This window comes from Pedobacter nototheniae (assembly GCF_032678625.1).
In the GTDB taxonomy this organism is placed as follows: Bacteria; Bacteroidota; Bacteroidia; order Sphingobacteriales; family Sphingobacteriaceae; genus Pedobacter; species Pedobacter nototheniae_A.
Genome location: NZ_JAVTSO010000003.1, coordinates 202,930 through 218,080, shown reverse-complemented (window position 1 = coordinate 218,080; position 15,151 = coordinate 202,930). Strand labels below are relative to the sequence as shown.

General features: G+C 35.0%; 16 protein-coding genes. 11 read left to right on the top strand and 5 right to left on the bottom strand.

Annotation, left to right across the window (positions count from 1 at the left end; all coding sequences use genetic code 11):
• Nucleotides 1-313: 313 nt before the first annotated feature.
• The 4 genes from R2Q77_RS11095 to R2Q77_RS11080 all read right to left on the bottom strand — a co-directional run bounded on the left by R2Q77_RS11095 (nt 314) and on the right by R2Q77_RS11080 (nt 5,452).
• Nucleotides 314-613: a GIY-YIG nuclease family protein gene (locus tag R2Q77_RS11095; RefSeq protein ID WP_316803805.1), complete on the bottom strand. Its 300-nt coding sequence runs from the start codon at nt 611-613 to the stop codon at nt 314-316.
• Nucleotides 614-1,245: 632 nt separating this feature from the next.
• Nucleotides 1,246-2,595, bottom strand: coding sequence for a hypothetical protein (locus R2Q77_RS11090; RefSeq protein ID WP_316803804.1), 1,350 nt, complete (start codon nt 2,593-2,595; stop codon nt 1,246-1,248).
• A gap of 51 nt (nt 2,596-2,646) precedes the next feature.
• Nucleotides 2,647-4,722 (bottom strand): hypothetical protein, encoded by a 2,076-nt coding sequence (locus R2Q77_RS11085; RefSeq protein ID WP_316803803.1) that lies wholly within the window; start codon nt 4,720-4,722, stop codon nt 2,647-2,649.
• 49 nt (nt 4,723-4,771) lie between these two features.
• Nucleotides 4,772-5,452, bottom strand: a complete 681-nt coding sequence (locus R2Q77_RS11080; protein WP_316803802.1) for a hypothetical protein — start codon at nt 5,450-5,452, stop codon at nt 4,772-4,774.
• Between the two features lie 314 nt (nt 5,453-5,766).
• Here R2Q77_RS11080 and R2Q77_RS11075 point away from each other — a divergent pair, with 314 nt between their 5' ends.
• The 11 genes from R2Q77_RS11075 (at nt 5,767) to R2Q77_RS11025 (ending at nt 14,249) form a co-directional block, all read left to right on the top strand.
• Nucleotides 5,767-6,204 carry a cytochrome c maturation protein CcmE gene (locus R2Q77_RS11075; RefSeq protein ID WP_316803801.1) on the top strand — a complete coding sequence of 146 codons (438 nt, stop codon included), beginning with the start codon at nt 5,767-5,769 and terminating at the stop codon, nt 6,202-6,204.
• Nucleotides 6,205-6,209: 5 nt separating this feature from the next.
• Nucleotides 6,210-8,678, top strand: coding sequence for a heme lyase CcmF/NrfE family subunit (locus R2Q77_RS11070; RefSeq protein WP_316803800.1), 2,469 nt, complete (start codon nt 6,210-6,212; stop codon nt 8,676-8,678).
• 1 nt (nt 8,679) lies between these two features.
• Nucleotides 8,680-9,444 carry a Rossmann-like and DUF2520 domain-containing protein gene (locus R2Q77_RS11065; protein WP_316803799.1) on the top strand — a complete coding sequence of 255 codons (765 nt, stop codon included), beginning with the start codon at nt 8,680-8,682 and terminating at the stop codon, nt 9,442-9,444.
• 39 nt (nt 9,445-9,483) lie between these two features.
• Complete coding sequence (locus R2Q77_RS11060) at nt 9,484-9,816, top strand: 2Fe-2S iron-sulfur cluster-binding protein (protein ID WP_316803798.1); 333 nt, start codon at nt 9,484-9,486, stop codon at nt 9,814-9,816.
• Nucleotides 9,817-9,913: 97 nt separating this feature from the next.
• On the top strand, nt 9,914-10,156 hold the full coding sequence (gene iscX / locus R2Q77_RS11055) for a Fe-S cluster assembly protein IscX (RefSeq protein WP_316803797.1): 243 nt from the start codon (nt 9,914-9,916) through the stop codon (nt 10,154-10,156).
• A 77-nt stretch (nt 10,157-10,233) separates the two neighbouring features.
• Nucleotides 10,234-10,761: an HAD-IIIA family hydrolase gene (locus R2Q77_RS11050; protein ID WP_316803796.1), complete on the top strand. Its 528-nt coding sequence runs from the start codon at nt 10,234-10,236 to the stop codon at nt 10,759-10,761.
• Between the two features lie 141 nt (nt 10,762-10,902).
• Nucleotides 10,903-11,733, top strand: a complete 831-nt coding sequence (locus R2Q77_RS11045) for a universal stress protein (protein WP_316803795.1) — start codon at nt 10,903-10,905, stop codon at nt 11,731-11,733.
• A gap of 103 nt (nt 11,734-11,836) precedes the next feature.
• Nucleotides 11,837-12,226 carry a hypothetical protein gene (locus R2Q77_RS11040; RefSeq protein ID WP_316803794.1) on the top strand — a complete coding sequence of 130 codons (390 nt, stop codon included), beginning with the start codon at nt 11,837-11,839 and terminating at the stop codon, nt 12,224-12,226.
• A 75-nt stretch (nt 12,227-12,301) separates the two neighbouring features.
• On the top strand, nt 12,302-12,871 hold the full coding sequence (locus R2Q77_RS11035; RefSeq protein ID WP_316803793.1) for a Maf family protein: 570 nt from the start codon (nt 12,302-12,304) through the stop codon (nt 12,869-12,871).
• 63 nt (nt 12,872-12,934) lie between these two features.
• Nucleotides 12,935-13,510, top strand: coding sequence for a hypothetical protein (locus tag R2Q77_RS11030; protein ID WP_316803792.1), 576 nt, complete (start codon nt 12,935-12,937; stop codon nt 13,508-13,510).
• 55 nt (nt 13,511-13,565) lie between these two features.
• Complete coding sequence (locus R2Q77_RS11025) at nt 13,566-14,249, top strand: hypothetical protein (protein WP_316803791.1); 684 nt, start codon at nt 13,566-13,568, stop codon at nt 14,247-14,249.
• Here R2Q77_RS11025 and R2Q77_RS11020 read toward each other — a convergent pair.
• Nucleotides 14,242-15,105, bottom strand: a complete 864-nt coding sequence (locus R2Q77_RS11020; protein WP_316803790.1) for an AraC family transcriptional regulator — start codon at nt 15,103-15,105, stop codon at nt 14,242-14,244. The genes R2Q77_RS11025 and R2Q77_RS11020 overlap by 8 nt on opposite strands.
• Between the last annotated feature and the right edge of the window lie 46 nt (nt 15,106-15,151).

The following is a 15,151-nucleotide window of genomic DNA, read 5'->3' as shown; positions in this document are numbered from 1 at the left end:
TGATCTTAGTTTATTCTTTTAAAAGATTTCTCGACTTCGTTGCACTCCGCTCGAAATGACGGGTGGGTTAAGTCTATTTTCGTAAAGAAATCTTTGTGTACGATGTCCTCATTTCGACTTTTGTAGGGAAACCTTTAACTTGATCTTAGTTTATTTTTTTAAAAGCTTTCTCGACTTCGTTGCACTCCGCTCGAAAAGACGGGTGGGTTAGGTTCTATTCTCGTAAAGAAATCTTTGTAAACGGTGTCGTCATTTTGACCGTAGTGGAGAAATCTTAATACCTGATTTCTGACTTTGGGACAAGTGGGCGGAACTACCATTCGTTAATAATGCTACTCAAATCAACCCAGCTTTTATTGAAACTATTAATTAAAGTTTCTTTTTTTGCTCTATTCCATTTTTTTAATTGTTTTTCTCGATTAATTGCCTCTTCTATTGATGGATAAATTTCATAGTAAATGCAAAAGATCAGATTATATCTCGCTGTGAATGAGTTAGGATAGGTTTTATTTTGATGCTCATGAATGCGGTTTCTTAAATCGGAGGTTACCCCAATGTACAATGTTGTTTTTTGATAATTGGTCATTATGTATATACAACCTCCCCGTTCCATATTCGTGAATTTAAATGAAAATTATTTCAGTTATCAAATTTAAAAGATTTCTCGACTTCGTTGCACTCCGCTCGAAAAGACGGGTGGGTTAGGTTCTATTTTCGTAAAGAAATCTTTGTGTACGATCTCGTCATTTCGACCATAGCGGAGAAATCTTTAACTTGATCTTAGTTTATTTTTTTAAAAGCTTTCTCGACTTCGTTGCACTCCGCTCGAAAAGACGGGTGGGTTAGGTTCTATTCTCGTAAAGAAACCTTTGTAAACGGTGTCGTCATTTCGACCGTAGTGGAGAAATCTTTAACATGATCTTAGTTTATTCTTTTAAAAGATTTCTCGACTTCGTTGCACTCCGCTCGAAAAGACGGGTGGATTAGGTTCTATTCTCGTAAAGAAATCTTTGTGTAAGGTGCCGTCATTTAGACCATAGCGGAGAAATCTTTCGGCAAAAGTTCAAAGATTTCTTTGAGATCCTTCGTTCCTCAGGATGACAAATAATAACTTTCTGTCATGCTGAGGAACGAAGCATCCCAGCTAACAAACACCCCATCTAATAAGTTATTAAAACATTTATTGGAAAAATAAAGGCTGCATTAATTGATACCCCAAAATAGGATCCGTTCAAATGAGGCTTTTTAAAAAAGTTTTAATAATTGATATAGTGCATTAATGTCTTGATTAACAAGTTTTAGTTCCCCTTCAATTTTTACTTTGTTGTTCCCCATAGCTTTTCCTTTAACCTCAAGCGTTTTCACGGATTTTACCTGATTAGAGAAAATAGGCAAACTTATTTGTTTATTTAGTTTAGTAAAATTAACATTCAGGTAAAAAAAGTCTGAAGCTTGAGCTTGTTCAAAAATAATTCTCTGGTTTTTCTGTGTGCTGAAAATGAGGTTTTTACGTTCGTTTCGCACAAATAGCTTGTAGAGTGGGAATACAGCTTTATTTACAATATTACGATCAGCTATAATAAAATTTTGCTGTTGTAAATAATTTTTTAATCCATTTGGATTTGCTGCAATATTTATAATAAGATTAGGCACATCGTGCTTTTGCAAAGTTATTTTTTCTACTTTTTCAAAATCATCATTATAGTCGTAAGTAATAACAGAATCAACTTGTTGTGTCGAATTTGTCCATTCTACATCCAGATAGTCTTTATAATATTTTAGAATACTATCGCGTTCTACCGTAAAATCATTTAGTTTAAATAATTTGTTCCCGGTTTTTTCCAGCCTTGCGTTGAGCCAAAAAGTCATCGTATTATCTGTATTGAATACCCTATGACTTGGTTTTTCACCCGGTATTAATATTTTGGTCGTAAATTCATGGCTAAAATCTATATTTCCGCTATTGAAATTTAACTTCGACAGGTTTTCTTGATTTGTAAAGAGAATATGATCTCTGTAATCGTTTACCTTATTAAAATTGCTCTGGCTTACTTTTATAAAATTCTTTTGGTTCAGAATATCTAAACGCAACTGCTCCGAATCTTCAGTTCTGAAGGAGTAGGAAAGAGCAACAGCCGTTTTGTTGTAAGAAATACTTAAGCGATTGTCTTTAGAACTGGTCGTGTAAGTTCCATTTCCAATATTTTTTACTGGATTTAAACTTAGAGCTTTGGTGATGAAATTCTTAAAAGCAACAGAATCTTTAATCTCCAGACGGCTAAAAAGAAGATCATTTGATTTACCCGCAATGGTATAAAAATATAAGGCGGCTGGTACATCCAGGCCGGTATCAAAATTTTTTGCTTCAATATTGCTAATTTTCTTTTCGCCGGATTTTAAATAATAGCCCAAATTGGAGACCATATTTAGGCCAATGCTTTTATAAATCTCATCTGTATTGATTTTTATAAGACCACTTACATTGGCCGGTATCAGCAATCGGTTACCTTTGTATTGCCTGTATTTGAAAGTGCCGACAAAAAAAATAAGCAGCAATACAAATATTGCTGCTGTTATTTTTAAAAATTTGACCATACCGATTAAGGTTAATTGTTGAATGGGTTAATCGATCAATTGAAAATTGAATTATTTTGTTGCATTTTCTATTAATGAGAAGAGGTATTTCAAAGCATTTTCATGTCCATTAGGAATTTCTGCACTTATCTCTCCTGAAACGATATTGCCTTTAATGGGATTCGATTTCATATATACATCACCCATTTTGCTTAATGTTTCATTAAACTTTTCTGCAGTTTCTGTACCACCAAGTTCATCGGCAGGTACTTTGCCAATTATGTTTTTGGGATTAAACAACATACTGAAGTTGTTTTTGGCCAAAAGCGCCTTGTGCTTTTTACTTATAGTGGCATTAAACTGATTATTGTAAATGCTTTGCATTTCAGTTAATGAATTTCCGAAAAATACAATTCCATCTTTAATCATGAAATAAATATCCATCGGGCTTTTTCCTTCTTTTAATTTATAAATTCCTTGCTCTGGTACAACATAATTTTTGTTTATGCCATATTTAATCAGTTTTTGAAACAGCTTAGTGTCTTCAGAGGAGAACATGAAAAGGAAATCAGGTAAAGTCTCTTTTTTTGTTTTTTGAACTTCGGTACGGTTATAATCATCATCATAATCATAACTGGTATAGTTTACATCTTTTGTATTTAATCCGTTAATTACAAAAAGAGCATCGCCCTTAACTACTTTGCTTACGGCTTCTTCATCTAATAAAAGAGAGAATAAATCAGTTCCTAATTCTATTTCCTCATCCATTTTACCACCTAAAATAGAGCCGTAAGTTTGCTTCATTAACTTAGGGAATTCTTCGAGATAAGCTTTGGTATCTATAGAATAGCCTAAAAACCCGATCGCTTTTTCGCTATTTACATATTTAAGGAAGTTTTTATTCAACTTTCTGTTCATAATCTTTTTATATGAATCTGCCTGTTCCTGCGCAAGTTCTAATTGAGCTGAAATGCGGAAACTCTGTTTATCCATAAATAATTTTGAACTTAAACTGCCATAACCTTTCATAATTCCCGATCTTCCATAAGCACTGTATGTACTAAGTTCAGGTGTTAACATGTTGTAAACATCCTGCAAACTCGATACCCAAATACTGGCAATAGCCTGATCGTCCAAGCTATTTGTGTAAGATTTGTTACTTGTAATAGATTCATAATTGCCATTAAAAATCATATCGGCCTGCGCGGTCATCCAAAGATAAGCCAGTCTTTTCTTTTTATCTTCTTGTTCTTTACGTTCACCCTGATATTCATCGTAATGATCGTGGAAGGCCGAATCTGATGTATTACTCGCATTTACAGCCATATTTGCTGCTTCATATGCAGCCTCAGCAGCAGAATCTGCCGCAGTCGTTAATCTTGGCGGTTCTTCATCAATTATAATATCAGATCTTTTAGGTTTATTTATTACTTTTTTCTTAACTACTTTTTTCTTGGTACCTTTTTTAGCAACCGCCTTTTTTCCTGTTTTTTTCTTTTGAATGGTCTTTTTAGCTGGTTTTTCTGTGTCATCATAAGCTGGAGCTGCTGTTGCAGCGGCATCCATTACATAAGTAGAATCAACCGCTACCACAGCGCTGTCAGTTAAGGTATCATAATTGTTTTGATACCTGATGTCTTTTATTCCATATTTTGCTGCTTTTAAAGAATCTGCAAAAAAAGAACTTCTAATGGTTCCGGTAACGAAATACATCATGCTTTTATTCCACATCAGCAAGCTGGTGCTGTCGGGCAAAGTCAAGGTACTTACCTCACCTTTAGTGCTTACCTTTTCGTTTTTATCTTTAATCAGGTTTTCAAATTTTGCAGCGTCTTTTAAAGGAATTAAAAAGCAGTTGTAATAAACACTATCGGTAAACTGATTAAAATAGTACATGCTTTTTTCGAGGTTAATTCCAAAATCTTCTATACTGTTAAAATCTTTGTCTAATGATTTAGATGTTTCAGTTAAAAGTTTCTTACCCAAAAAAGATTCGTTAAAATCTTTGACAAACATGAGTTTAAAAACATTATCGCCTTTTATTGTGGCTACGGTAAATGCATTGGCAGGTATTTTTTTGACTAAATCTTGTGCTGATGCTGTTTTTATTAGGAAGAGAAATGAGATTGCAATTAGGATTTTTTTCATGGGGTATTTTTTAGATGTAATAAGTTTACGCCTGTAAGCGCAGCGTTTTTTATTTAGATAGTTGTATTTGATTGGAAACGTTGGTTTTTCCATTAATTAAGTCCATAATACTGCTTTTAAGCATCACTGCCTTTTTTGATTTTGAAATATTGGCTGCAGGATTACTAACTGTTTCAACAGGTTTTTCGAAACGATAGATACTGGTATAACTTGCGGTATTAAAAACCGCTTTATCCTGCGATTTTAGTTTGTTGAATTCGGTTTTCGTTGTGCTAACGGCCTGGTATTTTCTGCTAAAAAGTCCGGTAGACTTATTATAACTATAAGAAGAACTGTTGGTTGCTTTTATTTTATGTTGGGTAAGTATGTTCTTCGTAATGTTGTTGATATTTGAAACTTCTTTAAACGAAAAACTTATTGTAGCAATGAAGTTGTTAAAATCGGTGGTGCTTTTAACATTAGAAATACCCTCAGATTTTTTTAAATAAGCTACAGCTTCATTCAATTCTTGCTGTATTTTTTGTTTACTGGGTACTTTGTAGCCCTGCACGCTATCTAAAAGCATTACAGAAGCTACTTTGGTTTTACTCTGACTTAAATTTATAGTGAGCACAACATCGCCTGTACCGTCATTTCTCATGGTAATTTCTTCAATAACCTGGAAACAGGAACTTAATGTTGGGATTAAAAAAATAAATAATAAAAGCGTGTAGAACTGCTTAAGGTTCATGTTAATTTAGGATTATGTTTTATGATTAGGTATTATATCTGCAGGTCAAATTTAACAATTAAACCGAATTTTTTAGTGTCAAATCATTTTGCTTTAATCGTTAATGGATTGCATTACTCAAACAACAAACTTGGTTAAAAATTGTTATCAAAAATGATTTTTTTAAAAGAACAATTATAAATAGCTGCGCGGTTTATTTTATTTGTGTCAAAACTATCAGTTAATTGTCAATATAAAGACAAGAAAAATGTAAAAGAGGCTCTGCTATGCCTAATTTTCTATCTTTGTTGCCAGCTTTTACAATTAATATAACCATGAAGAAAAGTGCAATCATTGGGCTAATCACAATAGCAATTTCCGTAGGAATTTTATTCAGCTTAAATGCGAATACAGATACTTACTCTAATTTTACGCAAGCCTCCAAATCTGAAAAAGAGGAACATGTAATGGGCTACTGGGAAAAATCTCAGGGAATGTACTACGACGCTGTTAAAGACGCCAATCATTTCTCTTTCCATATGAAAGATGAAAAAGGAGAGGTACGTAAAGTGGTTTACAGCGGAACAAAACCTCAGGATTTTGAACGTTCAGAAAAATTAGTTCTGATCGGTAAGATGGATAAAGATACTTTCTACGCTTCGAAAATTTTAATGAAGTGCCCTTCTAAATATAACGATAACCTTGTTGAAGTAAATAAAGACGGTAAGGTTGAGTCAGTAGGAAAAGACGGCAAGGTTCAAAAATATAATTAATTTTAATGGATATTCAATTTGTAGGCGAAAACCTGTTGCCGGGTAAAATCGGACAGTTTTTTATTGTATTGGCATTTAGTGCATCATTGCTATCAACCATAGCATATTTTTATGCCAGTAAGGATAAAAATTTAGAAGATAAATCATGGCGAAACCTTGGCCGTATAGGCTTTTTGGTTAACTGGTTTAGTATTATTGGTATTGGTGCCATTTTATTTTATTTAATATTAGGCCATTATAACGAATACAATTACGTTTATTTCCACTCTTCAAAACAGCTGCCTGTTTACTATATTATTTCTGCTTTTTGGGAAGGACAGGAAGGGAGTTTCTGGCTTTGGGCATTCTGGCAATCACTTTTAGGCGGAATTTTAATCTGGAAAGCCAAAACTTGGGAAAAACCGGTTATGACCGTTGTTGCCTTTTCTCAGGTATTTTTAACCTCCATGATGTTGGGCGTTGAAATTTTTGGCGAACGTATTGGTAGTTCTCCATTCATCCTGCTAAGAGATGCTGTTGACTTAAAAGCAATGGCTCCTGTAGTTTTTGCAAACCCTGAAAATTTTAAGGATTACCTGAAGTTTATTACAGATGGACGTGGTTTAAACCCGCTTTTACAAAACTATTGGATGGTGATTCACCCGCCAACCTTGTTTTTAGGTTTTGCGAGTATGGTGGTTCCTTTTGCTTACGGTATTGCCGGTTTGTGGCAAAAAAGATATAAAGAATGGATTAAACCAGCCATGCCATGGACGCTTTTTGCGGTAATGGTTTTAGGTACAGGTATTATCATGGGTTCTTTCTGGGCATATGAAGCCTTAAACTTTGGTGGTTTCTGGGCCTGGGATCCTGTAGAAAATGCATCTTTAATTCCGTGGTTAACTTTAATTGGTGCCGTACACGTAATGATTGCCTATAAAAATACCGGTCATGCTTATTTCACTGCAATTGCATTGGTTTTTTTAAGTTTCTTATTGGTTTTATATGCTTCTTTTTTAACTCGAAGCGGAATTTTAGGCGATACCTCCGTTCACTCATTTACCGATATGGGCATGTTTGGACACTTAATTTTATATAATGTAGTGTTTGCTGTATTGGCCATTTACTTTATTGTAATCCGCTGGAAAGATTTACCCATTACCAGTAAAGATGAGGAAACGTATTCGCGCGAGTTTTGGATGTTTATCGGCGCATTAGTGGTTACAATAGCTTGTATTCAGGTTATTTTCTCCACCTCGGTTCCCGTATTTAACAAAGCTTTTGGAACCAAATTTTCTCCACCTATTGATGCAGTAAAGTATTACAACCAGTGGCAAGCCCCATTCGCGGTATTAATTACTCTAATTTCTGGTTTTTCTCAGTACTTAAAATATAAAAGAACAGATCCACGTAAATTCTACAGCAGCCTGGTTTCAGCCATTGTTTTTGCTGTTGTGTTAACTGCAGGTTTGGTATACATAGCCGATATTTATACCAATACCATGTATATCTTGATTACGTTTAGCTGTTTGTTTGCCATTTTATCCAATGCCACTGTTTTATACCAGGCATTTGGAGGCAAAGCAAAACTGGCCGGTTCTGCCATTGCGCACATAGGTTTTGCCCTTTTAATATTAGGTGCTTTAATCTCTGCTGCTACAAATAAACCAATTTCCCTTAATGCAAATAACTTTATTCCTGTAAAGGATTTTGAAAAAACAGAGAAACCTGGTGAAAATATTATGTTGTATAAAAACGAGCCTAAGAAAATGGGTAAGTATACCGTAACTTATGTTAGCGATACCACGGTTGCTCCAAATACAACATACGAACTTAATTTTAAGGTATATGATGAGAAAACCGGAAAAGTTAAGGAAGATTTCAACCTGCATCCTCATGTACAGGATAACGAGAAAATGGGCTTAATTGCATCTCCTGATACCAAACACTATTTAACGTATGATGTGTATACGCACATTACAAGTGCTGCCATTAAAAAAGCAGATCACGAAGATCATGAAGGGCATTCAGATGATGAAAATTATAAGGAACCAAGAATTGTAAAAGTATCAGCCGGCGATACCATTCACACCTCAAGTGGTATTATTACCGTTAAAGCTTTAAATAATAAGCCAGCAGCTAAAGATTTAGTTTTAACCAAAGGCGATTTTGCAGTTGGTTTACCTTTAGAAATTAATTCGGCAGGTAAAATTTACAATACTGAGCCTATTTTCCTGATTAAAGGAAATAATACTTTTGATTTTGCCCGCAAAGTTGAAGAGTTAGATTTAAAAGTTCGTTTCTCTAAAGTATTACCTGAAGAGAAAAAAGTAGAATTACAAATTTTTGAGAAACCACAACAAGCTAAAGACTGGGTTGTTTTCAAAGCGATAGAATTCCCTTTCATTAATTTATACTGGGCCGGAACAATTGTAATGGTTATTGGTTTCTTACTTTCTATTTTCAGGAGAAGAAAAGAAGCTAAAACGGCATAAAATGAAAATTGTTTTATTAGGATCGGGGAATGTAGCCACACACTTAGCCCAGGCTTTAAAAGCCCAAGGAGAAGAGATTGTACAGGTTTACAGCCCTAACTTAATAAATGCTACCAGTCTTGCAGAAAAGGTTAACGCAGTTGCTGTACAAGATTTGTCAGCAATTGTGCAACAAGCCGATTTATACATTATTTCTGTTAAGGATGACGCAATTGAACAAGTTGCCGCTGGCTTAAAAAATGTTGATGGTTTAGTTGTTCATACATCCGGAACAACTGATATTAAAGTACTATCAACACATGTTGCCCATACGGGAGTATTTTACCCGCTGCAAACCTTTTCGAAAAATAAGGCTGTAGATTTTAAAAATATACCGCTTTGTATTGAAGCAAACAATCAAAAACAACTGGATATTTTAAACCAGCTGGCTAACAAACTAAGTGATAAGGTTTATAAACTGGATGGGAACAAACGTAAGGTTTTGCACCTTGCAGCCGTTTTTGCCTGTAATTTTACCAATCACTTATACACATTGGCTCATGAAGTTTTATCAGCCAATGCATTAGATTTCGATATCATCAGGCCTTTAATTGCAGAAACTGCAGATAAAATTAAAGATGATTTGCCGGAAAATGTACAAACAGGTCCGGCTATCAGGCACGATGAAAGTACGATAGAGGCACATTTGGGCAGATTAAAAGATATGCCTGAATTGCATAACATTTATGAAACCCTGAGCGATAGCATTAAATTAACATACAAATAGTATAATTGCCGCTTTTGCTTATTACTTTTGCAACACATTATGAGTATTTATAAACTAAAAATAAATTTTGAAGAAGCAGATCACGAGCCAATAGAATTGCCTATAGCTGCCGGAGAATCTGTTTTAGATGTTTGCCTGGATAATGGCATCGAGTTACAACACAATTGTGGTGGAGTTTGCGGTTGCAGTACCTGCCACGTTTACGTAACCAAAGGAATGGATAATATTCAGGAAATTTCAGATAAGGAAGAGGATTTTATTGATAGAGCCGTTCGCCCGAAAATTACTTCACGCTTAGGCTGTCAGTGCGTGGTTTTAAACGGAGATATTGAAGTAACTATTCCAGATCAATCTGGGTTTATGGGACACTAAGATAGTCTTGAGCTCGAAATCCTTCGTCTGAAACCCGTTAACCGGTACGAACAATTAAGCAATCAAACAATTAACGAGTTAAACAATTAAACAAAACATGAATAACGATAAATTCGCATTACCTTTTTACTGGAATGATTATGAAGATATTGCGATGTCTTTATATGAGAAATTTGGTGATGATTTTTCTGAAACCAAAATCTATCGCATCCGTTTTACCGAATTATTAGAATGGGTTTTAGAACTGCCAAACTTTAAAGGTACACGCGAAGAAAGTTCTGAAGGCCATTTAGAGCAAATTCAATCCGCCTGGGTTTACGAGTGGAGAGATAATCAGTAATTTAGTTTGGAGTTTTAAGTTTAGGGAAAGCATTTTCTCTCCGCTTCCAACTCCAGACACGCAATTCAAAGTTTAATATGTTTCTGGAAAAGCTAAAAGAAATCACCACCTTTATTTTTGATGTTGATGGGGTACTAACCGATGGTTCGGTGCAGGTAACAGATAATGGGCAGGCTTTACGCACCTTTAACATTAAAGATGGTTACGCTTTACAACTTGCCGTTAAAAGGGGCTATCATGTTTGCATCATTTCAGGCGGAAAAGGTTTGGCGATGGAAAAACGCTTTGAAAGCCTGGGTGTGAAGGATGTTTATTTAGGTGCAGGTGATAAAGTCGAAATTTTTAAACAATACCTTTTAGATAAAAGAATTTCTGCTACTCAGGTATTGTACATGGGAGATGATATTCCGGATTTAAAAGTAATGAAACTGGTAGGTTTAGCCACTTGTCCTGCGGATGCAGTAGAAGAAATTAAGGCCATTTCTACATTTATTTCACCTTATACAGGTGGAAAAACCGCGGTTAGGGACATTATCGAAAAGGTAATGAAAGTCCAATCTAAATGGCACGATGAAAATCCTAATGCTGCCGATTCAGGCAAATAATAATGCTCCGGCCTTAATAAGATTATAAAATTCAGACATTAAAAACTTGCATTAAATGAGTTTATATCCGAAATTTACATATAGATATTAATCAATCGATTGATTAATATTTTTGTTTCTTAATCATGTAATTTTAACGATATGAATACCTATTTAATACCTGTAGATTTTTCCAAAACAGCAGAACATGCAGCCAAATACGCAGCCAGATTAAGCTGGACAATGACTGATTGCAAGCTGATTTTATTAAATTCTTATTATGTTTCTGAATATGAAAGTATTTTACCTACACCAGATTTAATTGTAACAACAGACGATCGCATTGCCGATGAAATAGAAAGCAGGCTGGATGCGCTTAATAAGTTAAAAAATATTTTACTGGAAATTAATCCAAATGCAGATGTGGAAATTTCCCTTTCCAGGGAAACCATTCTCAGGTCTATAGTTGATCGGGTGAACAAAGAAGAGGTTGATTTAATTATAATTGGCAGCAACGGAAAAAGAGCAAAAGATGAAAGTGATATAGGTTCAAATGCCATTAAAATTTCTAAAGCAAGTCCTGTTCCAGTGTTGGTTGTACCACCAAAGGCCAATTATCAATCGATTAGAAAAGGAATTTTAGCCTGCGATTTTAAAAAAGTAAAAGAAGTGGTGCCGGTTAATGCCTTGAAGAAAATTTTAAGCAAACATGTAATAGAGTTATTGGTGTTGAACATTAATCCGGCTCATGAGGTTAACCAGGAAGAAGAAGTTACTTTAAGGGATATGCTGAAAGATTATAATCCCCAGTATCATTATTCAGATCATGACGATACCATCAAAGGGATTGTAAAGTTTGCTAAGGCTGAAGAGGCACAAATTATTATTGCCCTGCCAAAAAAATACAGCTTTTTTGAAGGCTTGTTGCACCAAAGTGTCTCGCATAAATTAACGGTTAAGTCGCATATCCCGGTTTTATTGTTAAAGGATTAGCATGGTAAACTATTTAATTTTGCAACGGTGATGTTACATTTCTTCTTTTAAACTTTAATCTGTTTTTGTTCTCCAAGAATAATAATTCAACAAAAACAACAACATGAAAAAATTAATGATGATTTGCGCTTTGTTATTTTCAGTAATAACTTATGCAAATGCGCAACAAGGTGGCGGTCGTATGGGCGGTACACCCGAAGAACGGGCAAAAAAGATGGTTGATATGTTAACTGAAAAGTTAAAACTTAACGACGATCAAAAAACAAAGGTTACTGCTATTTACACCGAACAGGGAACAGCAATGGCTAAAATCAGAGAAGAAGCTAACGGCGATCGTGATGCAATGCGTGAAAAATCAATGAAATTGAGAAAAGAAACGGATGAAAAAGTTACAGCGTTGTTAACTGATGATCAAAAAACGGCTTACAAAACTTGGCAAGACGAACAAAAAGCAGCAATGCAGAATCGCCAGGGCGGCGGCGGTGGGAAATAACCAGCCCACCAGTAAAAAAATAAATAATGAAAGCGGCTATTGGCCGCTTTTGTTATTTTAGCAAAAAATAAAATTATGCCGTTCAATTTTCCACCAGTTATTTTAGCCTCAAAATCGCCCCGCAGACAAGAACTTCTAAAGTTAATGGGACTAAACTTTTCCATTGAATTAAAAGATGTTGATGAAAGTTATCCAGTGGGTTTAAGTCCCTCAGAAATTGCTGTATATATTTCTGAAAAGAAAGCCAAAGCTTTTCATTCTGATGATAAGATTGTGGTAACAGCAGATACAATTGTAGCTTTAAACGGGGAAATTTTAGGGAAACCAGAAAACCGTGAGCATGCGCAGCAAATGCTGCATAAGCTATCTGGAAGCAAGCATGAAGTGTATACAGGTGTTACCTTGGTTTTAGGAGATAAAATAGCTTCGTTTTACGACCGTACAGAAGTTTATTGTAAAGTGGTAGGCAGTGAAGAAATCGATTTTTACATTGATAATTTTAAACCCTATGATAAAGCAGGAAGCTATGGCGTGCAGGATTGGTGGGGTATAGTGGTGGTGGAAAGAATAGAGGGCTCTTATACCAACGTGATGGGCCTGCCTACCGAAAAACTTTATAATGAACTTTTAAAGTTTAGTAAATAGGCTTTTATAATCATGTTCCAGTTTTTTTATATCTTCGAGTATATAAATTAACGTTTCATCTCCATGCTTATTAAAAGAACTCTTATATGGGGCGCATTAACCGCGTTCCTTTTCGTACTATTTTATTATTTAATCCCTGTAAACCTTTACCAGTCGTTCACTACATTTATAGCATTGCTTGGTGCAATAAGCATTGCCATCTCGAGCGCATTGTTTGTTGGTGGAATAATTTTTCTGATAGAAGATCGTAATGGCCGGGATAAATCAAATCCTGGCGTTTCCGGATATTTTATGGCTGCCGTTTTTATGATCGGCTTATTTGGCGGAGGATTTCTATTCATCTATAGAGAAACTACCCTTGTTGAAGAAGAACTGGATAAAAATGGTGTTTTTACCGTAGCTAAAGTAACTGGTGGCGATTCTTACTCCACCAGGAGATTAGATATGACCAAAATAAGGGTGATGTTTAAACTGGATAATGGTTTAAATACAACTCAGGACGTATCGATTTCTAAATATGCATTCGATAATTATTATCTCGATCAGGAATTGCCGATTGTATATTCTCCCAAATATCCAAGTGTTGTGCGGCTTTTAACTTCAGAAGCAGAGATTTATAAATATCAGTTGAGAAAATAAATACGGTTTTATGGAATAGGTTCTCGGTTTACATCATGTATTAAAATTATTAAACATGAAAACCACCATCACAACCATATCAATTGCCGAACCTTGTGCTCAAAACTGGGAACAAATGGAAAAACGAGAGGGACATAATTTTTGTGCATCTTGTCGTAAATGTGTCATCGATTTTTCTACTTATACCAATGCTGAAATTATTAAAGCACTATCCGAATCAACTACAGAAGTTTGCGGAAGGTTAAGCCAGGACCAGTTAAACCAGCTTTCATATCATTTAGTTGTTGCGCCAAGCCAAAGAAACTGGATGAAATATTTAGGTGCATTAACCATTGGAGCAAGTATTTTCCTGCAAAGCGTTCAGGTATCAGCTTCCCCGAAAGTAGAAACAACATTTTCTGCTGCCAGGAACGGTGCAGACGATCCCACGCCAGCGCCTGTTAAAGTAATTTATGGTTATGTTTTTAAAGAAGGTAAACCGGTTTCTGCAGGCATCAGGGTAACTATTGAGAATACCAATAGCTTTGCCTTTACTGATGCAAAAGGCCGGTATGAGATTAAGTTAGATAAAAGCTTTGATTATAAAAACAATCGTTTAATTATAGAAAATACAAGAAACCAATCTGCCTTAAAAATTGATTATTCAACCTCTAAGCAAAAAGACCTAGTTTTAATGCAATATGAACCCATGATAATGGGCAAAGTGAATATTGAACGAAAACCAATTAGGGTTATATGAATTCCTGTTGATATTTTAACGGACTTTTACCCATAATATCTTTAAAACATTTATGAAAGCTGGCGAAATTATAAAAGCCGCTTTCATAACAGATTTCCTTAACGCTCATCTGGTTTTCAATCAGTAATTTACAGGCCTGACCAATCCTGATTTCATTTGTAAATTGAGTATATGTTTTTCGACTTCTGGATTTAAAGAATTTGCAAAAAGAATTCGGGCTTATTTTAGCAATTTCGGCAATTTCCTTTAAATCTATTTTCTTTTTGTAATTGGTTATGGTATAGTTGTATATCGCTTGTATGCGGTCTTTCTCCGCATCCTGGAAATTAGATTGAAAACCTAAAGAAACCAGGTGATTAATTTCTTTGCGGTGACTAATTTCTACTAAAGCTTCTAAAAGCGACAGAATCTTTTTTGTACCGGTAGCTTCAACAATATCTACAATGAGCTTGCCGATAATGGATTTTGAATTTCCTGTAATCTGAATGCCCTGTTTAGATTGTTCAATTACTTTTTTTATCTCTGTATTCTCAGGTAAATTTAAAAAACCACTGCCCCAAAAATTCTCTTCAAAATGTACAACATAAATATCTGCGGTTGTTTGGTTGGTGTTTTCGAAATATTCGCTATCAAAACGCCAGTAATGCGGTAAGTTGCTGCCGACTAAAACAACATCGCCATCGCCAAAATTTTTAATACTATCTCCAATAAACTGGGTTCCCCTTCCTTTTTTGAAATAAATTAATTCAAGCGCAGAATGGTAGTGCCATCTGTTATTCACATCAGGCATCATGTCTCTTCTGGCACTAAAAGATTGTGCAGAGGTAGGCGAAACTTTTAATAGATGAGGTTTCATTTTCCGGAATATTTGGTTAAAATTTAATTCAATTTGCAATAAAGAT